This is a genomic window from Enterobacter sp. S-33 (genome assembly GCF_028735835.1).
Classification (GTDB): domain Bacteria; phylum Pseudomonadota; class Gammaproteobacteria; order Enterobacterales; family Enterobacteriaceae; genus Enterobacter; species Enterobacter vonholyi.
The window spans coordinates 3,057,132-3,077,746 of record NZ_CP117838.1 but is presented as its reverse complement, the minus strand read 5'-3'; the positions used below and the strand labels follow the sequence as shown (position 1 = coordinate 3,077,746).

Sequence of the window (20,615 nt, the reverse complement as noted above, 5' to 3'; positions counted from 1 at the left end):
CAGCGGAAAAATGGAGGAAATATGGAAGACTGTCAGGAATGGTCTGAATGGAGGTAAACGCAAAACGGCAACATCCGTTGCCGTTTTTGATGTTTTATCCCTCTCCCTTTGGGAGAGGGCCGGGGTGAGGGCACCAGGCCGCACCGCAACAACGCTAGCTAAACATCACCTGCGCCCAGCGCGCCAGACCGGCTGTAACGGAACCAAAATCATCGCCACCTGCAATCGGAATACCCGGCAGCTGTTCGGCCAGCGCTTTCTTAATCAGCGGTGAACGGGCGCTACCGCCGGTCAGGTAGATGACGTCCGGCTTCTCTTTGCCGTTCTCCAGCGCCAGCTGCACCTGTTCCAGAATGCGCTGCAGCGGCTGGGCAAGCGCCGTCTCCAGACCGTCCTGCGAAATGGCGGTGGCCAGTTCGTCGCTGATAAACGGCAGGGAGACCGCATGCTCGGCGCGGTCGGAAAGGGCGATTTTGCTCTCTTCCGCGGTACGCACCACGCGGTAGCTCAGACGCTGGCGCCACACTTTATAGAGGAGGGCGACTTTTTCGGCGTCCTGGGCATCGCGAACCAGATCGTTAAGGAAGCGGCCGTTCGCGGTGCTGTAAAAATCACTTTGCGCAGGCACATCGTTGATAGCAATCGCATTCCACCACGGCAGGATCGGCAGGGCGATGCCTTTTTCCGTCTGACCGCCCATGCCGAGCAGCGGCATCAGGCTTTTGAATGCCAGCGCGATATCGAGATCGTTACCGCCTACGCGGCAGCCGCTGTGCCCGAGCAGGCTGTTTTCACGATCGCGACGGTTATGCCATTCGGGGCCCATCAGCAGCAGCGAGCAGTCCGTCGTGCCCCCGCCGATATCCACGACTAATACGCGCTTCTCTTCCGTCAGCGTGGCTTCAAAGTCCAGCCCCGCGGCAACCGGTTCATACTGGAATACCACATCGCGGAAGCCTGCGCGGTGCGCCGCGCGTTCAAGGATCCCCTGCGCCTGCTGGTTGGCCTCGTCGCCGCCCAGCCCCTGGAAGTTGATCGGGCGGCCAATCACCGCCTGGGTAATCGCATCGGTGACCTGCGTCTGCGCCTGATTGCGAATATGCAGCATCATCGCACACACCAGGTCTTCGAACAGAGCGACCTGCTGCGGCTTCAGGCCGCTGGCGCCGAGGAAGGATTTTGGCGACTTAACGAAATAGACTTCTTCGGGGTCTTCAATGTAGTGCCCGAGTGAAGAGAGGCCGAACTGCACGCTGGACGGCGAAACGTCGATGTCTTCCTCGCGATTAAAGCTGACCGCCCGGCGCAGCAGCGCCTGGGTCTCCGCCGCCGTGGCCGGAACCTGGTGGTGGCGGAACAGCCATTCACTCACCGCTTCACGCGTCGGCGCGCAGAGCATTGACGGCAGCAGCGTGCTCTCTTTTTCCATTTTCAGGAGCCGTGGCTGCCCGTTTTGCATAATCGCAACCGAGCAGTTTGCCGTACCGTAGTCAAATCCAATAAACACGATGAATCCCCATGCCGGTGAGAAGGGGCGAGACTTTAACGAAATGTCCGCATGGCGACAACAGGAATATGAAAGCAAGGCGAAACAGGACCTTTCCGTTTATGCTGTGAAGAACCCAAAAGGAGAGACGATGTACACCCTGAACTGGCTTCCCCCTTACGACTGGCAGTGGATGTTTGGCTTTCTTGGCGCGCGTGCGGTGACGGGCATTGAAACCGTCACAAGCGACTACTACGAGCGCAGTTTTGCCTGCGAAGGGCATCAGGGAATATTTCGCGTGACGCCGGATATCGCTGCCCATACGCTGACCGTGACGCTCAGTCCGGGGTTGATTCCGATTGCGCAGGCATGCCTCGAGCGCATAGAACGCCTGTTCGATCTCTCCTGCAACCCGCAGCACATAGCGGATACGCTGGGCGATCTCGGAGCTGCAAGGTCGGGCTTACGTTTGCCGGGATCGATGGATGCGTACGAGCAGGGCGTCCGGGCGATCCTCGGGCAGCTCGTGAGCGTGGCGATGGCGGCGAAGCTGGCGTCGCGCGTGGTGGCGTTATGCGGCGAACCGGTGGCGGATTGCCCGGGGTATTTCTGCTTCCCCACGCCGCAGGCGCTGGCGGCTGCGGACCCGCTGGCGCTGAAAGCGTTGGGCATGCCCGTAAAACGCGCGGAGTCGCTGATTCATCTGGCGCAGTCGGTTATCGACGGAACGTTTCCGCTTTTCCCGCCCGTGAATATAGAAGAGGGGATGAAGGCGCTACAGCAGCGGCCGGGGATAGGGCGCTGGACGGCAAATTATCTGGCCCTGCGCGGCTGGCAGGCGAAAGATGTGTTTCTGCCGGATGATTACCTGATTAAGCAACGCTTCGCAGGAATGACGCCCGCGCAAATTCGTCGTTATGCCGAACGCTGGAAACCGTGGCGCTCCTACGCGCTGCTGCACATCTGGTATACCGACGGCTGGGCACCGTCAGTTGATGGCGAAATAGCTGGTGTTTAGCAGAAGATCTAATGGCTGCGGCTCGGCGATAGTGTCGCCATAGATAAAATCAATGCCGATGCCCGAGAGCGTATCCATCATGATGGGCTGATTACACGGCCCTGCTATGGTCTTCATCCCCAGACGCTGGGCGTGGCCCTGAACAATGGTCACCATCATCTCATCCATCAGATTGCCATAGACGTTGCTGACCACCTCTGCGTCCAGCATCAGATAGTCGGCCATGTTCGGGCTCAGGTGCGTGAAGACGTTCATGTCGCGTCCTATCTGGCTGAAGATCACACGGCAGCCCGCCTGGCGAAGCTTTTGCAGACCCCGTTGCAGGTTTTTATCCGGGCTGCACACCACGTCGGCAGAGATAACCAGATGCAGGAGACGGCCCGGCATGGGGCTTTTATCCAGCAGCTCGAGAAGTTCATCGACCAGCGTTACGCTGGCTAAACCGGCCTCAGAAAGCGGCAGTGCCACGCCCATGCCTTTACTGGCCACCTGCGCGGCGAAGGCACGGAAAAATTCACTAAAGATACGTCTGTCGAGGGCGTGCAAAAGCTCAGGCTCCGCCAGGCCCGAGCGGAAGGCATGCTCCTCCTGTACTTCGCCCTGGCTGGTCCACAGGCGTAACGAAAGCAGCCAGAAATTACTGCTTTCCGGGATGCGCGGGGAGGCGACGCTGCGGGCGATCATCATCAGATGATTGTCTTTAATCATGTGCCACTGTTCATCAAGCGACATCATGCTGCGCGTGTTGTGATCCCGCTCCTGCTGGGGTTCGTAAACCGTCACAGTACCGCGCCCGTTGTTTTTTGAGGCGTAACAGGCAATATCCGCCTGCGACATTACCTCTGACGCCTGATGGTTATTTTCATCAATCAGCGTGATACCTGCGCTGGCGCCGATCCGGTGCAGGCGGCCTTCCCACATAAAGTGATAGTCGTTGATGGCATGAATCAGGCGACCGGCAATATAGCGCGCGCTTTCAATATTGCAGTCCGGTAACAGTAACCCAAACTCATCCCCGCCCAGGCGCGCCAGCACGTCGCTGGAGCGGAGCATGGTCAGCATCAGAGAAGAGAGTTCCCGCAGCAGGGCATCGCCCGCCGCATGGCCCGCCGTATCGTTGACGGCTTTAAAGCGATCGAGATCGATAAAGACAAGGGCATGGCGCTGTCGCGTTTCGCGAACGGTCTGCAGGAGTCGTTTGAGATGATTTTCGAAGCTGACCCGGTTTGCCAGATGGGTCAGGGCATCGTGGGAGGCGCTGTAGCTCAGCTGGCGCAGCATTTTGCGCGACTCTGTCACGTCCTGAATCACGATAACCGAGCCAATATTCTGTCCATCCAGCGTGCTGAGCGGCGTAATGCTGTAGTGGATATCAAAATTGCCGCCGGTACGGCAGTTCAGCACCACATCCTGATCGATATCGGAACGGGACATATCGCCGCTGTGAATATTCTCCATCAGCGGCCCTTTTTCACCGAAGGTGATGTGCAACACCTTCAGGATCGGCTGGCCGATAGCCTCAGTCTGCAGCCAGCCGCTCATTTTCTCCGCGACCGGGTTCATAAAGGTGACGTTCATGTTGATATCGGTGCACAGCACCGCTTCACCGATAGAGTCGAGCGTGATGTGCAGCCGCTCTTTTTCCTGGAAAAGCGCCTCGTTAAGCTGCTTAACCTCGGTCATGTCCATGTTGATGCCGAGCAGCCGTTCGACTTCGCCCTGCTTATTGAGCACCCGGTTCGCCAGGGAGCGAATATGGCGCACGCCTTCCTTCACGCGGATGCGGAATTCCAGCTTAAACGGCAGACGGGATATCAGCGAGTCCCGCAGCACCTTCTCAGCGTGGGCACGGTCTTCCGGCAGCATCGTATCGTGCCAGAGCTGCCAGGTAGGCTTGATATGCGGCGGGATTTCATACAGCTCAAACATCCGCTTGTCCCAGCTGATGATGTCTGGCTCGAGATCCCACTCCCAGATGCCGATGCCGCCCGCTTCGTTAGCAAGCGTAATGCGCTCCATCAGGCGCTTATTGACCCACTCGGTCTGCTTCAGGTCGTTAATGTCTTCAATCTGGGCGATAAAGTAGAGCGGCGAGCCGTCGGCATGGCGCACGACGGAGACGGCAAGCAGCGCCCAGACCACTTCCCCGTCGCGGGTGTAGTAGCGCTTCTCGAGGGTGTAAGTGTTGATGTCGCCGTTGACCAGCTGTTCGAGCTGCTCCAGGTCGGTATTCAGATCTTCCGGCCAGGTGAGCTGCTGGAAGGTCAGCGACTGGAGCTCCGTCTGGCTGTAACCGAGGAAATTGCACAGCGCCTTGTTAGCCTGAAGCCATTTACCTTCGATGCTGACCAGCGCCATACCGATGGCGGAATACTCCATCGCATTGCGGAAACGCTCCTCGCTTTCGGTAATGTGCTTGCGCTCGGCGCGGAAGGCGTACATCACCATGGTCATCACGTTGGCAGGCAGGAGCAGCATCAGAAACGGCAGCCAGGGGGCGTTCAACATCGGCCCGACGTGTTGGGTTGTCAGCGCCACCGGGTTCCGGGCAATCATCAGCGATACAACCATCACGGTGACAAGAAACACCATGAATGCTTCCATCCGCGGCAGGCGCACCGCGCTCCACATAAGCAAAACGATAACGCAGGTGAAAGGCCACGGCAGCCAGGTAATGGCTGCCCAGCTGAGGGCCAGCGTCACGGCCAGGGTGGTCAGGGTTTCCAGCAGCAATCGCGGGTCACGGTGGCGCAGCAGATAATGCGGTTTAAACAACAGACCCAACGGTACCACCGCCAGCGCGCCAATGGCTTCAGACAACACCCAGACGAAGAAATTACGCGCTGGTTCAGGGCCGGGCGCCAGCAGAGACACCAGGACGCCGCCCACCAGGGGCGGTATCACGGCGCTGCCGATGGCCACCCGGATCCAGTCATTCAGATTCTGCAGCGGGTTGTACCACGGCAGCAATTTGCGCAGCAATAACGCACCGGTAAAGGCTTCAACCACGTTAATTAAGGTGTAGGTGAGGTTTATCGATCCCCACGAAAACAGCATCCATGTGGCCAGAATATTGCCGAACGAACAGGCCAGGGCGATTCCCGGCCACATTTTTCCTGCATGGCGATAAAACGCCACCATCATAATGGCGGTGGGGAACCAGAGCGGGGCCAGCAGGGTGCCGAACCGGGTGAGCTCCAGCGAAAATAAGGTAAAGATAAAGGTGACCAGGCCCAGACAGACAAGTCGTATTAAAGGATGTGGGGTGGTAACCAAAACCCGCTGGTATTGTTTATTCATTACCGCTTTATCCAGAGACGCCATGCCGTCAGGGAAGATGTCCGAACGCGTGAATTTGATAATTTGGTTTATGCTAGTACAAACAATTTACAATTCATATGGTGACCGCTCAGAATTTGACACTACAGACTTATTAAATAGAAGCTCCGTGAAAAAAAACGGTTAAACGCTGAAAAAACGCTCATTTAAATTTCACTCAGGGAATAAGACGTCACTTTTAGGCCAGTCTCGCAGAACCTGTGCATTCGACTGGTATCACGCCCGCGAAATCCCTATAATTGCCGCGTTTGACGCTCCGGCGTCGTCCTTCCTTAACATCCAGGTTAATCAGGTCGCTAAATTTATGACTGATAAGTCTCATCAGTGCGTCATTATAGGCATCGCCGGCGCATCGGCTTCAGGTAAAAGTCTAATTGCCAGTACGCTTTATCGCGAACTGCGTGAACAAGTAGGTGATGAGCATATCGGCGTCATTCCCGAAGACAGCTATTACAAAGATCAATCCCATCTGTCGATGGAAGAGCGCGTTAAAACGAACTATGACCACCCAAATGCAATGGATCACAGCTTGCTGTTCCAGCATTTAGAAGCGCTCAAAAGCGGCCAGGCGATTGAACTGCCCGTTTACAGTTACGTAGAACACACCCGCACCCAGGAAACCATCCGCATCGAGCCGAAAAAGGTCATTATCCTCGAAGGCATCCTGCTTCTGACCGACGCCCGCCTGCGTGAATCCATGAACTTCTCGATTTTCGTTGATACTCCGCTGGATATCTGCCTGATGCGCCGCATCAAGCGTGACGTGAATGAGCGCGGCCGTTCGATGGACTCCGTCATGGCGCAATACCAGAAAACGGTTCGCCCGATGTTCCTGCAGTTTATTGAGCCATCCAAACAATACGCCGATATCATTGTGCCGCGCGGGGGTAAAAACCGCATTGCTATAGATATCTTAAAAGCGAAAATCAGCCAGTTTTTTGAATAAGCCGCGTGAATTGTGTACCGTTCAGAGATAACCTGGTTTTACCCTGAGCGCTTACCGCCTCAGGGTACGATGCATGAAAGGAGAAAGTGCCATGCGTCTTTGTGATCGCGATATAGAAGCCTGGCTGGATGAAGGCCGTTTGTCTATTACCCCACGTCCACCCATTGAGCGTATCAATGGTGTGACCGTTGATGTACGGTTGGGGAATAAATTCCGCACCTTCAGCGGCCATACCGCACCGTTCATTGACCTCAGCGGGCCGAAGGACGAAGTCAGCGCTGCGCTCGATCGTGTGATGAGTGACGAAATCGTTATCGACGAGGGCGAAGCTTTCTATCTGCATCCGGGTGAACTGGCCCTGGCGGTGACGTTTGAATCTGTAACCCTGCCTGCGGACCTGGTCGGCTGGCTTGATGGCCGTTCTTCGCTGGCGAGATTGGGGCTGATGGTTCACGTGACCGCGCACCGTATCGATCCAGGCTGGTCGGGGCGTATTGTGCTGGAATTCTTCAATGCCGGTAAATTGCCGCTGGCGCTGCGGCCGGGAATGATGATCGGCGCGTTAAGTTTTGAACCGCTGTCAGGCCCGGCAGATCGTCCTTATAACCGTCGCCAGGACGCAAAATATCGCGACCAGCAGGGCGCGGTTGCCAGCCGCATTGATAAAGACTGATCGTTAGCCCATTGAGGATGCCATGAGAAGAGTTCTGACAACGCTGATGATTTTGCTGGTGGTGCTGGTGGCTGGCCTTTCGGCGTTGGTTCTGCTGGTTAACCCCAACGATTTCCGCGCTTACATGGTGCGGCAGGTCGAGGCACGCAGTGGTTATCAACTGAATCTTGACGGGCCGCTGCGCTGGCACGTCTGGCCGCAGCTCAGCATTCTCTCTGGCCGCATGTCGCTCACCGCGCCGGGAGCGTCCCAGCCGCTGGTGTCCGCAGACAACATGCGCCTCGATGTGGCGCTGATCCCGCTCATTTCCCATCAGCTGCAGGTTAAGCAGGTGATGCTGAAAGGCGCGGTGATTCAGCTCACCCCACAAACCGAAGCCGTGCGTGATGCAAATGCGCCGGTCGCGCCGCGCGAGAATACCCTGCCTGATGAGCCGTCCGATACTGGCTGGTCCTTTGATATCGGCAAGCTGAAAGTTGCCGATAGCGTGTTGGTTTTCCAGCATGAACACCAGGAGCAGGTGACCGTTCGCGACATTAACCTACAGATGGAACAGGATGCTCACCACTTTGCGACGGTAGAGTTTAGCGGGCGCGTGAATCGCGATCAGCGTGATTTGACCCTGTCGCTGAATGCGAATGTGAATGCGTCAGACTACCCGCATCAGCTCACGGCTGATATCCAGCAGCTTAACTGGCAGCTGACGGGGGCCGATCTTCCCGCCCAGGGCATCGCCGGGCAGGGAACGCTGCAGGCCGTATGGCGCGAAGAACAAAAACAGCTGGAGCTGGATAATCTCAATCTGCAGGCTAATGACAGTAGCCTGAAGGGGCAGGCGAGCGTCACGCTCGAAGAAAAGCCGAAGTGGGTGCTGAATCTGCAGTTTGACAGGTTCAACCTTGAAAACCTGTTGCCGCCTCTGCCAGCCAGCGCCACGGACAGCGATGCCACGCAGACGGGGCAAAGCCAGGCTCCGGTATCACGTCCGGTTATCTCGTCTAATCTCGATCAGCCCGACTATAACGCCCTGCGTGGATTCACGGCGGATATTCTGCTGAAAGCCAATAGCCTGCGCTGGCGAGGCATGGACTTTACCGACGTGAGCAGCCAGATGTTTAACCATAACGGTTTGCTGGTGATCTCCGAACTGAGCGGTAAGATGGGCGCAGGGAACCTCTCGCTGCCCGGTACGCTGGATGTCCGTAAAGACGTTGCCAGCGCCGAATTCCAGCCGCGTCTCGACAATGTTGAGATAGGCACCATCCTGAAGGCTTTTAACTACCCGATATCCCTGACGGGGCAGTTGACGCTCGCGGGTGACTTCTCAGGTTCGCAAATTGATGCCGATGCTTTCCGCCGCGAGTGGCAGGGGCAGGCGCATCTCGATCTGAAAAATTCCCGTATGGAAGGGCTTAACTTCCAGCAGCTGGTGCAGCAGGCGGTTGAGCGCAGCAGCGATGTAAAAGCCCAGGATAACTACGACAGCGCCACCCGCCTCGAGAGCTTCACCGCGGACCTGACGCTGGACAACGGCCAGCTTACTCTCGACGGAATGCAGGGCGCCTCTTCACTCTTATCAGTGACCGGTGAAGGCAAGCTGGATCTGGTGAAAGAGACGGCGGATACGCGCTTTAACGTTCGGGTACTTTCCGGCTGGCAGGGTGAAAGCAAGCTCATCGACTTCCTGAAAGAGACGCCGGTCCCGCTGACCGTATACGGCAAATGGCAGGCACTGAATTACAGCCTGCAGGTGGATCAGATCCTGCGCAAGCATCTGCAGGATGAAGCGAAACGTCGGCTTAGCGGCTGGGCGGATCGTAATAAAGATTCACAGGACGGCAAGGATGTGAAGAAGCTGCTGGATAAGCTGTGATGTCCGTTGCGCCGGGTGGCGGCTTCGCCTTACCCGGCCTACAAAAACCGAACATCGTAGGCCGGGTAAGCGAAGCGCCACCCGGCTTTTTTATACCTCAAAATCCAGTTCTTCTTCATCCCGCAGCGGAATGAGCTGAACCTTCTGCACGCGATGGTTTTCAATCTGCAGCGTTTTGAGCAGATAGTCTCCCACCTGAACCTCTTCTCCCGGCTGCGGGATACGCTGCAAGTACTCCATCAGCAGGCCGGCAATGGTGTGATATTCCCGTTTTTCATCCAGCGGCAGCGGCACGTATTGCACCAGGTCTTCCAGCGGCATGTGGCCGTTAGCCGTCCAGGAGCCGTCTGCGTTTTTCTGAATGTCGTGGCGCGCGTCAATCTCATCCACCTCGTTAGGCAGATTCCCGGCGATCGTTTCCATCACGTCGCTGAGCGTGACCAGCCCTTCCACTGAACCAAACTCATCTACTACAAAGGCAAAGTGCGTGCGCGCGTTACGGAATTGCTCCAGGGCGGAAAGCAGCGGTAGCCCTTCCGGGAATACCAGCGGCTGGCGAACCAGGACGCGGAGATTGAGCGGCTCACCATGAAGCTGCTGCTGGAGCAGGTCAATAACGTGCACCACGCCCAGCAGCTCATCTTCCTCTTCACCGCCGGTCACCACCACGCGGGTGTGCTGGTTTTTATCCAGCAGGGCGCGAACGTGCGCTTCCGGGGCCGTCAGGTCGATATGTTCAATGTCATGTCGCGATGTCATGATGCTGCTAACCGTCCGCTGATTGAGATTGAGCACCCGCTCAATCATCAGCCGTTCCTGCGGGTTAAAGATCTGCCCGTCGCTGTGATCGGCCAGCATGGCGGAGGATTCGGCGTCCAGCTCGGCATCCTCTTTCTTACCGCTTAACAGGCGCATAACCGTGTCGGCCGTGCGCTGACGCAGGGTCTGATTCGCGGAAAGGAAGCGGCGGCGGTTAAATATCGCCAGCTGGTTAAGCGCTTCAATCATGACGGAGAATCCGATGGCGGCATACAGGTAGCCTTTCGGAATATGGAAGCCAAAGCCGTCGGCCACCAGGCTAAAGCCAATCATCAGCAGGAAGCTCAGACAGAGGATCACGATGGTCGGGTGACTGTTCACGAAGCGGGTCAGCGCCTTGCTGGCCATTACCATCAGCGTGATGGCAATTATGACTGCGGCCATCATCACCGCAAGGTGGTCCACCATCCCGACGGCGGTGATCACCGAGTCAAGGGAGAAGACCGCATCCAGCACCACGATTTGAGCCACCACCGGCCAGAATTTCGCCCCGCGGCGCTGGGTCGGGTTCTCGCTGTCTTTGCCCTCCAGCCGCTCGTTGAGCTCCACCGTGGCTTTAAACAGCAGGAACAACCCGCCGAAGAGCATGATCAAATCGCGGGCGCTAAAGCTCAGACCGTGAATGGAGAACAGAGGCTGAGTGAGTGTCACCAACCAGGAGATAGAGGCCAGCAGCAGTAGCCGCATCACCATTGCCAGCAGCAGACCCGTTACGCGCGCGCGGTCGCGCTGGGAAGGAGGCAGTTTTTCAGCGAGGATGGCGATAAAGACCAGATTATCAATCCCGAGCACCAGCTCGATGACGACCAGCGTAACCAGCCCGGCCCAGATTGAGGGATCGGCAATCCATTCCATAGTAATAGCAATACCTTCTGTAATATGACAAATGTCACACTTCGATCATGGATAAAGCTGGGGGAAATTGCAATGCCGGGCTGAGATTTCTCTTAATACGACGGGTAAAAAAGAGAGCATTCTCAATAATCTGTAAATAAGCGAAATACGTATATTTAATTACAGGGAAAGCATTTTAGGATATATCGCAGGTGATGATTTTTGCTTTCATTTTGTCAATATAAAGAAAATCCTAAAAGGTCAAAAATTTGCTATTAATATTAATCTTAAAAACCGATATTAGGACAGTTGTCTCCTTGCCTGCTATTAGGTTAGCTGCAACAATTCTCCCAGCATCAAATGTTAAATCTCGGTGTTGCTATTAATGTTCGGTCTTCAGGGATGGTTATTCATTATTCGTCGGGTTTCTCAAGCGACTGATATATTTCCAGAAGACCTTGCTCAAGAGGGTGTCTATCCATAACACATTGTTTAGTCAGTGGATTGGTAACTGAAAGCCAAGGGCGGTAGCGTGCCTGAAAGCGTGTGAATCAGCCTCGATTATTCTGTCAAGAGCCAATGGATGAATAAGCTTTTTTTAGGACTGATGCCAGTTATATTTCTATTTGATTAACTGCATGCTGAAACCCAATACGACTCGAGCTTATTTAAATTGCACAGGATAATTACTCTGCCAAAGTGATAAATAATCAATGATGAAATCCAAAATGAAATTGATGCCATTATTGGTGTCTGTGACCTTGATGAGTGGTTGCACGGTCTTTCCCGGCAGCAATATGTCAACAATGGGTAAGGATGTGATCAAGCAACAGGATGCCGATTTTGATCTCGACAAAATGGTGAATGTTTATCCACTTACGCCTCGTCTGGTCGAACAATTACGTCCACGTCCGAATGTTGCCCAGCCGAATATGTCGCTGGACCAGGAAATTGCGTCCTACCAGTATCGCGTGGGGCCGGGTGACGTGATCAACGTGACCGTCTGGGACCACCCCGAACTGACCACGCCTGCGGGCCAGTACCGCAGCTCAAGCGACACCGGTAACTGGGTGCAGTCAGATGGCACCATGTTCTATCCCTACATTGGTAAAGTCCATGTTGCGGGGAAAACGCTTGCCGAGATCCGTAGTGATATTACCGGCCGCTTAGCGCAGTACATCGCCGATCCGCAGGTGGACGTTAATATCGCCGCATTCCGCTCGCAAAAAGCCTATATCTCCGGCCAGGTGAACAAATCCGGCCAGCAGGCCATCACCAACGTTCCTCTGACCGTACTGGATGCCATCAACGCCGCGGGCGGGTTAACCGACGGCGCCGACTGGCGCAACGTCGTGCTCACCCACAACGGGAAGGAGCAGCGCATTTCGCTGCAGGCGCTGATGCAAAACGGCGATCTGACCCAGAACCGCCTGCTTTATCCGGGCGACATTCTCTACGTGCCGCGCAATGACGATCTGAAAGTCTTCGTGATGGGTGAAGTGAAGAAACAGAGCACCCTCAAGATGGACTTCAGCGGTATGACGCTGACCGAAGCGCTGGGCAATGCTGAGGGTATCGATCTGACGACCTCTAACGCGACCGGTATCTTCGTGATCCGTCCGCTGAAAGGTGAGGGCAGCGCGAAAGGCAAGATTGCCAACATCTACCAGCTGGATATGTCCGATGCGACCTCTCTGGTGATGGCGACGGAGTTCCGTCTCCAGCCATACGATGTGGTGTACGTCACCACCGCGCCGGTTGCCCGCTGGAACCGTCTGATCAACCAGTTGCTGCCAACCATCAGTGGCGTTCGCTACATGACGGATACGGCGCGCGACATTCATACCTGGTAATCCGCGATGTTTAACAAAATTCTGGTGGTATGCGTGGGGAACATTTGCCGTTCCCCTACGGCTGAGCGGTTGTTGAAACACTACCAGCCCGAACTGACCGTTGATTCGGCAGGGCTGGGTGCACTGGTCGGTAAAGGTGCCGATGAGCGCGCAACGAGCGTAGCGCGGGATCATCACCTCTCTCTTGACGGTCACGTGGCCCGCCAGGTCACTGGCCGCATGTGCCGGGAGTATGACCTGATCCTGACGATGGAAAAACGCCATATTCATGCGCTGTGCGATATCGCTCCGGAGATGCGCGGCAAGGTGATGCTGTTTGGTCACTGGGACAATGAACGTGAAATCCCCGATCCGTATCGCAAAAGCCATGAGGCCTTTGAGGCGGTTTACACCTTACTTGACCAGTCTGCCCAACAGTGGGCGCAGGCACTGAAAGTTCAGCAGGGATAACAATGACAGAAAAAACAAGACCTTCTGCCGCCCCGACTTCGGGCAGTGATGAAATTGATATTGGGCGCCTGGTCGGCACTGTTGTAGAGGCAAAGTGGTGGGTGCTTGGCATTACCGCCGTATTCGCCGCGGCGGCCGTCGTTTATACGCTGTTCGCCACCCCTATCTACAGCGCCGACGCGCTGGTGCAGATCGAGCAGAATACCGGTAACTCGCTGGTGCAGGATATCGGCTCCGCGCTGGCGAACAAGCCGCCGGCATCCGACGCTGAAATTCAGCTCATCCAGTCACGTCTGGTGCTGGGTAAAACGGTTCACGATCTCGGGCTCGATATCTCCGTTACCAAAAATACCTTCCCAGTCTTTGGTGCCGGCTGGGACCGTCTGATGGGGCGAAGCAATGACACGGTGAAAGTCACTGACTTCGTGCTGCCGAAAGGGGCTGCCGATCAGACGTTTACCCTGACGGTGCTTGGCCCGAAACAGTATCAGCTAACCAGCGACGCAGGTTTTAGCGCCCGCGGTGAAGTGGGGCAGATGCTGACCAAAGACGGCGTCAGCATGATGGTCAGCGCGATTAACGCCCAGGAGGGCGGTGAATTCACCGTCACCAAATTCTCCACGCTGGGGATGATCAACAATCTGCAAAACAACCTGACCGTCACCGAAAACGGTAAGGACACCGGCGTGCTGAGCATGACCTTTACCGGTGAAGATAAGGATCAAATCCGCGACATCCTGAACAGCATTACCCGCAACTACCTTGAGCAGAACGTCGAGCGTAAGTCGGCGGAAGCGGCGAAAAGCCTGGCGTTCCTGTCAAAACAGCTTCCGGAAGTGCGCGCCCATCTGGATGAAGCCGAGAACAAGCTGAACGCTTATCGTCAGGATAAAGACTCCGTTGACCTGCCGCTGGAGGCAAAATCAGTCCTTGATTCGATGGTCAACATTGATGCGCAGCTCAACGAGCTGACCTTCAAAGAGGCGGAAATTTCCAAGCTTTATACCAAACGCCACCCGGCCTACCGCACGCTGCTGGAGAAACGCCGTACGCTGGAAGAGGAGAAGGCGAAGCTCAATGACCGCGTGACCGCGATGCCGAAAACGCAGCAGGAGATCGTGCGTCTGACCCGCGACGTGGAGTCCGGACAGCAGGTTTACATGCAGCTGCTGAACAAGCAGCAGGAGCTGAAAATCACCGAAGCCAGTACCGTCGGTGACGTGCGTATCGTCGATCCGGCGATTACCCAGCCAGGGGTGCTGAAGCCGAAGAAAGCGCTGATTATTCTCGGCAGTATTATTCTCGGCCTGATGCTCTCCATCGTCGGTGTACTGCTGCGTTCGCTGTTCAACCGCGGAATCGAAAGCCCGCAGGTGCTGGAAGAGAGCGGTATCAACGTCTATGCCAGCATTCCGCTGTCTGAGTGGCAAAAATCCCGTGACAGCGTGAAAACCATCAAGGGCGTTAAGCGTTACAAACAGAGCCAGCTTCTGGCGGTGGGTAACCCAACCGACCTTGCTATCGAAGCGATCCGCAGCCTGCGCACCAGCCTGCACTTCGCGATGATGCAGGCCAAAAACAACGTCCTGATGTTAACCGGCGTTAGCCCGTCAATCGGTAAAACCTTCGTCTGCGCCAACCTGGCGGCCGTTGTCAGCCAGACCAACAAGCGCGTGCTGCTGATCGACTGCGATATGCGTAAGGGCTACACCCACGAACTGCTGGGCACCAACAACGTTAACGGTCTGTCGGAAATCCTGCTCGGTAAAGGTGACATCAGCCAGAGCGCGAAACCTACAACGGTGCCGAAATTCGATCTGATCCCACGCGGTCAGGTGCCGCCTAACCCGTCCGAACTGCTGATGAGCGAACGCTTCACCGAACTGGTGGAGTGGGCGAGCAAAAACTACGACCTGGTGCTGATCGATACGCCGCCGATTCTTGCCGTGACCGACGCTGCCGTTGTGGGTCGCCATGCGGGTACGACGCTAATGGTGGCGCGTTACGCGGTGAATACCCTCAAAGAGGTGGAAACCAGCCTGAGCCGCTTCGAGCAGAACGGGATTGAGGTGAAAGGGGTGATCCTGAACTCCATCTTCCGCCGCGCGACCGGGTACCAGGATTACGGGTATTACGAGTACGAATATAAGTCTGACAGCAAATAACAATCCCCCTCACCCTAACCCTCTCCCGAGGGGAGAGGGGCGGGGTGAGGGATCAGGGGAAGATCATGACCACACAACGCCCTTTAGTTTCAATCTATATGCCGACATGGAATCGTCAGCAGCTGGCGATCCGCGCAATCAAGTCGGTGTTACGTCAGGATTACGATAACTGGGAGCTGATCATCGTTGATGACTGCTCTTCCTCGTATGAACAGCTGCAAAAGTTTGTGACTGACCTCAACGACCCGCGGGTGGTCTATACCCACAACGCCATCAACTCCGGCGCCTGTGCGGTGCGTAATCAGGCGATTATGCAGGCCAAAGGGCAGTATCTCACCGGAATCGACGACGATGACGAATGGACGCCTAACCGCCTGTCTATTTTCCTGTCGCATAAAGAACAGCTGGTTACGCACGCTTTCCTGTACGCCAACGACTATGTCTGCCAGGGCGAGGTTTACTCGCAGCCCGCCAGCCTGCCGCTGTACCCGAAATCACCGTACTCACGCCGCCTGTTCTACAAGCGCAACATTATTGGTAACCAGGTATTCACCTGGGCGTGGCGCTTCAAAGAGTGCCTGTTCGATACCGAACTCAAGGCCGCGCAGGATTACGATATCTTCCTGCGAATGGTGGTGGAATACGGCGAGCCGTGGAAAGTGGAAGAGGCTACGCAAATCCTGCACATCAACCACGGGGAGATGCAAATCACCTCCTCGCCGAAGAAGTTCTCCGGCTACTTCCATTTTTACCGCAAGCACAAGGACAAGTTTGACCGTGCCAGCCGTAAATATCAGCTCTTTACCCTCTATCAGATCCGCAATAAGCGCATGAACTGGCGCACGCTGCTGACGCTGCTGTCCGTGCGTAACGGCAAGCGTCTGGCTGATGGGCTTCGGGGGAAATAATGTTTCTGGAAGATTGCCGCGCTAACAGCTGGAGCCTGCGTCCGTGCTGCATGGTTCTGGCGTACCGCATCGCGCACTTTTGCTCGGTGTGGCGCAAGAAAAATGTGCTGAACAATATCTGGGCGGCACCCGTGCTGGTGCTGTACCGCATCATTACCGAATGCTTTTTTGGCTATGAAATTCAGGCCGCTGCCACCATTGGCCGCCGTTTTACCATCCATCACGGCTATGCGGTGGTGATCAACAAGTTCGTGGTTGCCGGGGATGATTTCACCATCCGCCATGGGGTGACCATTGGCAACCGCGGGCCGGACAGCCTGGCCTGCCCGGTTATCGGCAATAACGTCGAGCTGGGCGCGAACGTGGTGATCATCGGTGACATTACGATTGGTAATAACGTCACGATTGGTGCTGGCAGCGTGGTGCTGGACAGCATTCCGGATAACGCGCTGGTGGTGGGAGAAAAAGCCCGCATGAAGGTGATTAAATGAACATTCTGCAATTTAACGTACGCCTCGCAGAAGGCGGAGCGGCAGGGGTGGCGTTGGATCTGCACCAGCGCGCGCTGCAAAAAGGACTCCAGTCTCGTTTTATTTACGGCTATGGCAAAGGCGGCAAGAAAAGCGTTAGCCACGATAATTTCCCGCAGGTGCATAAGCACACGCCGCGCCTGACCTCGATTGCTAACATTGCGCTGTTCCGTCTGTTTAACCGCGATCTGTTTGGCAACCTGAACACGCTGTACCGCACGGTAACCCGTACCACCGGCCCGGTTGTGCTGCATTTTCACGTGCTGCACAGCTACTGGCTGAATCTGGAAGAGGTGGTGGCGTTCTGTCAGAAGGTGCAGGCCCACAAGCCCGACACCCGCTTCGTCTGGACGCTGCACGATCACTGGAGCGTAACCGGACGCTGTGCGTTTACCGACGGCTGCGAAGGCTGGAAAGATAACTGCCAGAAGTGCCCCACATTAAGCAACTACCCGCCGGTGAAGGTGGATCGCGCGCATCAGCTGGTCGCCGGAAAGCGCCAGCTTTTCCGCGACATGCTGTCGCTCGGCTGTACGTTTATCTCCCCGAGCCAGCACGTGGCCGATGCCTTCAACAGCCTGTACGGGGCAGGGCGCTGTCAGATTATCAACAACGGCATCGACGTGGCGACGGAAGCCATTCTCGCCGAGCTGACGCCGGTGGCAGAAACCGCGGGCAAACCGAAAATCGCTATCGTTGCGCATGACCTGCGCTACGACGGGAAAACCAACCAGCAGCTGGTGCGCGACATGATGGCGCTGGGTGACAAAATTGAGCTTCATACCTTCGGCAAATTTTCCCCGTTCGAAGGGGCTAACGTGGTGAACCACGGGTTTGAAACCGATAAGCGCAAGCTGATGAGCGCGCTTAATGAAATGGATGCGCTGGTATTTAGTTCACGCGTGGATAACTACCCGCTGATCCTCTGCGAAGCGCTCTCTATCGGCGTGCCGGTGATTGCCACCCACAGCGATGCGGCACGTGAAGTGCTGGAAAAATCCGGCGGCAAAACTTTTGCCGAGCAGGAGGTTCTGCCGCTGGTTCAGCTGCCGAAGGCGCAGATCGCTCAGGCCGTTTTTGGCACTGACCTGGAATCGTTCCGCAACCGCAGCCGCAAGGCCTACAGTGGACAACAGATGCTGGAGGAATATGTCTCGTTCTATCAGAATCTGTAGTTATCTGCTGCTGCCGCTGATCTACCTGCTGGTCAACGTCAAAATTGCCCAGCTCGGCGAAAGCTTTCCGATAACCATCGTCACCTTCTTGCCCGTTCTGCTTTTGCTGTATGTCGATAAAATCAACCTTAAGAAGCTGATGATTGCCTTAGGGTTGGGCACGGGCCTGACGCTGTTTAACTACATCTTTGGCCAGTCGCTGGATGCCAGTAAATACGTCACCTCGACCATGCTGTTTGTTTATATCGTTATTATTATCGGAATGGTCTGGAGTATTCGCTTCAAAACGATTTCTCCACACAATTATCGGAAAATCCTCAGGTTCTTTTATATTGCCGTTGCGTTAATTGTTATGCTTGCTGCCATGGAGATGGCGCAAATTATTCTTACCGGCGGCAGCAGCCTGATGGAGATAATTTCGAAATATCTCATTTACAGCAACAGCTATGTATTGAACTTCATCAAGTTCGGCGGGAAGCGTACCACGGCCCTCTATTTTGAACCGGCGTTTTTCGCTCTGGCGTTAATCTCAATTTGGCTCAGCATCAAACAGTTTGGTATCAAAACGCCTAAGACCGATGCTATGATTCTTGCAGGAATTGTTCTGTCTGGATCGTTCTCAGGGGTAATGACATTTATCCTGTTTTACCTGCTGGAATGGGCGTTTCAGTACCTGAACAAAGATGCGATTAAGAAAAAACTGCCGCTGGCGATTATCTCCCTGACGGTATTTATGGTGGGCGTGATATTTGCCTTCCCGTACATCTCAGAACGTCTGGGTGATTTGGGAACGGAAGGGTCTTCGTCCTATTATCGCATCATTGGACCGCTGGTGATGGTGGGTTATTCCTTAACCCATATTGATGGTGTAGTAAGATTCGGCTCACTTTACGAATATGTTGCATCATTCGGAATCTTTAACGGTGCGGATGTCGGTAAAACCATAGACAATGGTCTGTATCTGTTAATTATTTATTTTTCGTGGTTCGCCGTACTGTTGACGCTGTGGTATCTGTTTAAAGTTTTCAAAATGATGATTAACGCGTTTGGTGATAACCAGAACTTTCGCGTTCAGCTTTATCTGTTTACGCCGGTGTCGCTGTTTTTTACCGGGTCAATATTTAGCCCGGAATATGCTTTCTTGATTGTCTGTCCGTTTATTCTGCGCAAAGCGCTTAATATTACGAATGTATGACGAAATGAGGTGATTTATGTTTCTTAGCGTCATTACTGTCGCTTTTCGTAATTACGAAGGGGTGGTAAAAACCTGGCGCTCGCTGCGCAACCTGGCACGCGATCCAAGCCTCACCTTTGAGTGGATTGTGGTCGACGGCGGCTCGAACGATGGCACGGCGGAGTTTCTGGAAAAACTCAACGGTGAGTTCAACTTACGCTACATCAGCGAGAAAGATAAAGGCATCTACGATGCGATGAACAAAGGCATCAATATGGCGCAAGGCCGTTATGCCATCTTCCTGAATTCGGGTGATATTTTCCATGACGACGTGGCGCTGTTTGCCCGTCAGCTGGCGCGCCAGAAAGAGGACGCCATGTATATTGGCGATGCGCTGCTTGATTTTGGCGACGGACATAAAGTGTGCCGCAGCGCGAAGCCGGGCTGGTATATCTACCATAGTTTGCCCGCCAGCCATCAGGCCATTTTCTTTCCGGTAAAAGGTCTGAAAAAACAGCCTTACGATTTGCAGTATAAAGTGTCATCCGATTATGCGCTGGCAGCCAGTCTGTATAAGTCAGGTTACCCGTTCCGCCGAATTAAAGGGCTGGTATCTGAATTTTCGATGGGCGGCGTGTCAACCTCGAATAATCTGGAGTTGTGCCAGGATGCGAAAAATGTACAGCGTAAAATATTACGTGTGCCGGGGTTCTGGGCGGAATTATCTTATTTTTTACGCGTGCGCACCACGAGTAAAACGAAAACCTTATATAACAAAGCCTGAATATAAGGAAACATAATGCAGGATCTGAACGGTTTCTCCGTACCGAAAGGTTTTCGGGGGGCGGGCGGTATTAAAGTGCAGCTATGGTGGGCCGTTCAGGCCACCTTATTTGCCTGGTCACCGCAAATACTGTACCGCTGGCGAGCATTTTTATTGCGCCTGTTTGGCGCAAAAATAGGAAAAAACGTAGTCATTCGGCCTTCGGTGAAAATTACCTATCCGTGGAAATTAACGCTCGGGGATTATGCCTGGGTAGGGGATGACGCGGTGTTATATACCCTTGCCGAGATTACGATTGGCGAAAATTCGGTGGTTTCACAGAAATGTTATTTGTGTACCGGAAGCCATGACTTTATGAGTCAGCATTTTGATATTACCGCCTCGCCTATTGTGATTGGCGAAAAATGCTGGCTGGCAACGGATGTTTTTGTTGCACCGGGTGTTTCTGTTGGCGATGGCACGGTAGTCGGTGCCCGCAGCAGCGTTTTTAAATCGCTACCGGCAAATAAAGTTTGCCGTGGCAACCCCGCAGTGGTGATACGCGAACGCGTTGAAACTGATTAAATTCATAAGTAGAGGAATATAAAC

Annotated in this window: 16 protein-coding genes; 13 read left to right on the top strand and 3 right to left on the bottom strand. The window is 54.8% G+C overall.

Translation table 11 applies throughout. From position 1 onward, the window contains the following. Positions 1-154: 154 nt before the first annotated feature. Positions 155-1,507: a molecular chaperone gene (gene yegD, locus PUP35_RS14610; protein ID WP_127731634.1), complete on the bottom strand. Its 1,353-nt coding sequence runs from the start codon at positions 1,505-1,507 to the stop codon at positions 155-157. A 130-nt stretch (positions 1,508-1,637) separates the two neighbouring features. On the opposite strand from yegD, the gene alkA reads away from it, so the two are divergent. Continuing rightward, positions 1,638-2,504 carry a DNA-3-methyladenine glycosylase 2 gene (alkA, locus tag PUP35_RS14605; protein WP_274240337.1) on the top strand — a complete coding sequence of 289 codons (867 nt, stop codon included), beginning with the start codon at positions 1,638-1,640 and terminating at the stop codon, positions 2,502-2,504. On the opposite strand, the gene PUP35_RS14600 is transcribed toward alkA, so the two are convergent. Beyond that, positions 2,475-5,804 (bottom strand): diguanylate cyclase, encoded by a 3,330-nt coding sequence (locus PUP35_RS14600; protein WP_274240336.1) that lies wholly within the window; start codon positions 5,802-5,804, stop codon positions 2,475-2,477. The genes alkA and PUP35_RS14600 overlap by 30 nt on opposite strands. 343 nt (positions 5,805-6,147) lie before the next feature. Here PUP35_RS14600 and udk point away from each other — a divergent pair, with 343 nt between their 5' ends. The 3 genes from udk to asmA all read left to right on the top strand — a co-directional run bounded on the left by udk (position 6,148) and on the right by asmA (position 9,335). After that, positions 6,148-6,789, top strand: coding sequence for a uridine kinase (gene udk / locus PUP35_RS14595; RefSeq protein ID WP_008500855.1), 642 nt, complete (start codon positions 6,148-6,150; stop codon positions 6,787-6,789). Between the two features lie 91 nt (positions 6,790-6,880). Further along, positions 6,881-7,462, top strand: coding sequence for a dCTP deaminase (dcd, locus tag PUP35_RS14590; RefSeq protein WP_111965787.1), 582 nt, complete (start codon positions 6,881-6,883; stop codon positions 7,460-7,462). Between the two features lie 22 nt (positions 7,463-7,484). Continuing rightward, positions 7,485-9,335, top strand: a complete 1,851-nt coding sequence (gene asmA / locus PUP35_RS14585; RefSeq protein WP_274240335.1) for an outer membrane assembly protein AsmA — start codon at positions 7,485-7,487, stop codon at positions 9,333-9,335. 90 nt (positions 9,336-9,425) lie between these two features. Here the strand turns inward: asmA and PUP35_RS14580 are convergent, their stop codons facing one another. Then, complete coding sequence (locus PUP35_RS14580; RefSeq protein WP_115875802.1) at positions 9,426-11,009, bottom strand: TerC family protein; 1,584 nt, start codon at positions 11,007-11,009, stop codon at positions 9,426-9,428. 692 nt (positions 11,010-11,701) lie between these two features. Here PUP35_RS14580 and PUP35_RS14575 point away from each other — a divergent pair. From PUP35_RS14575 to wcaF, 9 genes are all read left to right on the top strand, one after another. Next, entirely contained in the window at positions 11,702-12,841 is a 1,140-nt protein-coding gene (locus PUP35_RS14575) for a polysaccharide export protein (RefSeq protein WP_014170829.1), read from the top strand. Between the two features lie 6 nt (positions 12,842-12,847). Continuing rightward, positions 12,848-13,291 carry a low molecular weight protein-tyrosine-phosphatase Wzb gene (gene wzb / locus PUP35_RS14570; protein ID WP_023312405.1) on the top strand — a complete coding sequence of 148 codons (444 nt, stop codon included), beginning with the start codon at positions 12,848-12,850 and terminating at the stop codon, positions 13,289-13,291. Between the two features lie 2 nt (positions 13,292-13,293). After that, a complete protein-coding gene (gene wzc, locus PUP35_RS14565) occupies positions 13,294-15,456 on the top strand; it encodes a tyrosine-protein kinase Wzc (RefSeq protein WP_111965784.1) in 2,163 nt (720 codons plus the stop codon). 65 nt (positions 15,457-15,521) lie between these two features. Next, entirely contained in the window at positions 15,522-16,364 is an 843-nt protein-coding gene (wcaA, locus tag PUP35_RS14560; RefSeq protein ID WP_023312403.1) for a colanic acid biosynthesis glycosyltransferase WcaA, read from the top strand. Beyond that, positions 16,364-16,855, top strand: coding sequence for a colanic acid biosynthesis acetyltransferase WcaB (gene wcaB, locus PUP35_RS14555; RefSeq protein WP_274240334.1), 492 nt, complete (start codon positions 16,364-16,366; stop codon positions 16,853-16,855). Before wcaA ends, wcaB begins: the two co-directional genes overlap by 1 nt. Then, entirely contained in the window at positions 16,852-18,069 is a 1,218-nt protein-coding gene (wcaC, locus tag PUP35_RS14550; protein ID WP_143345305.1) for a colanic acid biosynthesis glycosyltransferase WcaC, read from the top strand. The genes wcaB and wcaC overlap by 4 nt, the downstream gene beginning before the upstream one ends. Next, entirely contained in the window at positions 18,044-19,264 is a 1,221-nt protein-coding gene (wcaD, locus tag PUP35_RS14545; protein ID WP_045908624.1) for a colanic acid polymerase WcaD, read from the top strand. The genes wcaC and wcaD overlap by 26 nt, the downstream gene beginning before the upstream one ends. Before the next feature lie 16 nt (positions 19,265-19,280). Next, the gene (gene wcaE, locus PUP35_RS14540; protein ID WP_115875799.1) at positions 19,281-20,027 is read left to right on the top strand and encodes a colanic acid biosynthesis glycosyltransferase WcaE; all 747 of its coding nucleotides are present in this window, start codon (positions 19,281-19,283) and stop codon (positions 20,025-20,027) included. A 15-nt stretch (positions 20,028-20,042) separates the two neighbouring features. Next, a complete protein-coding gene (wcaF, locus tag PUP35_RS14535; RefSeq protein ID WP_115875798.1) occupies positions 20,043-20,591 on the top strand; it encodes a colanic acid biosynthesis acetyltransferase WcaF in 549 nt (182 codons plus the stop codon). The last annotated feature ends 24 nt before the right edge of the window (positions 20,592-20,615 follow it).

Coding starts and splice junctions, on each gene's coding strand:
- alkA (WP_274240337.1), top strand. CDS start 1,638: ATGTACACCCTGAACTGGCTTCCCCCTTACGACTGGCAGTGGATGTTT.
- PUP35_RS14600 (WP_274240336.1), bottom strand. CDS start 5,804: ATGAATAAACAATACCAGCGGGTTTTGGTTACCACCCCACATCCTTTA.
- udk (WP_008500855.1), top strand. CDS start 6,148: ATGACTGATAAGTCTCATCAGTGCGTCATTATAGGCATCGCCGGCGCA.
- dcd (WP_111965787.1), top strand. CDS start 6,881: ATGCGTCTTTGTGATCGCGATATAGAAGCCTGGCTGGATGAAGGCCGT.
- asmA (WP_274240335.1), top strand. CDS start 7,485: ATGAGAAGAGTTCTGACAACGCTGATGATTTTGCTGGTGGTGCTGGTG.
- PUP35_RS14580 (WP_115875802.1), bottom strand. CDS start 11,009: ATGGAATGGATTGCCGATCCCTCAATCTGGGCCGGGCTGGTTACGCTG.
- PUP35_RS14575 (WP_014170829.1), top strand. CDS start 11,702: ATGATGAAATCCAAAATGAAATTGATGCCATTATTGGTGTCTGTGACC.
- wzb (WP_023312405.1), top strand. CDS start 12,848: ATGTTTAACAAAATTCTGGTGGTATGCGTGGGGAACATTTGCCGTTCC.
- wzc (WP_111965784.1), top strand. CDS start 13,294: ATGACAGAAAAAACAAGACCTTCTGCCGCCCCGACTTCGGGCAGTGAT.
- wcaA (WP_023312403.1), top strand. CDS start 15,522: ATGACCACACAACGCCCTTTAGTTTCAATCTATATGCCGACATGGAAT.
- wcaB (WP_274240334.1), top strand. CDS start 16,364: ATGTTTCTGGAAGATTGCCGCGCTAACAGCTGGAGCCTGCGTCCGTGC.
- wcaC (WP_143345305.1), top strand. CDS start 16,852: ATGAACATTCTGCAATTTAACGTACGCCTCGCAGAAGGCGGAGCGGCA.
- wcaD (WP_045908624.1), top strand. CDS start 18,044: ATGTCTCGTTCTATCAGAATCTGTAGTTATCTGCTGCTGCCGCTGATC.
- wcaE (WP_115875799.1), top strand. CDS start 19,281: ATGTTTCTTAGCGTCATTACTGTCGCTTTTCGTAATTACGAAGGGGTG.
- wcaF (WP_115875798.1), top strand. CDS start 20,043: ATGCAGGATCTGAACGGTTTCTCCGTACCGAAAGGTTTTCGGGGGGCG.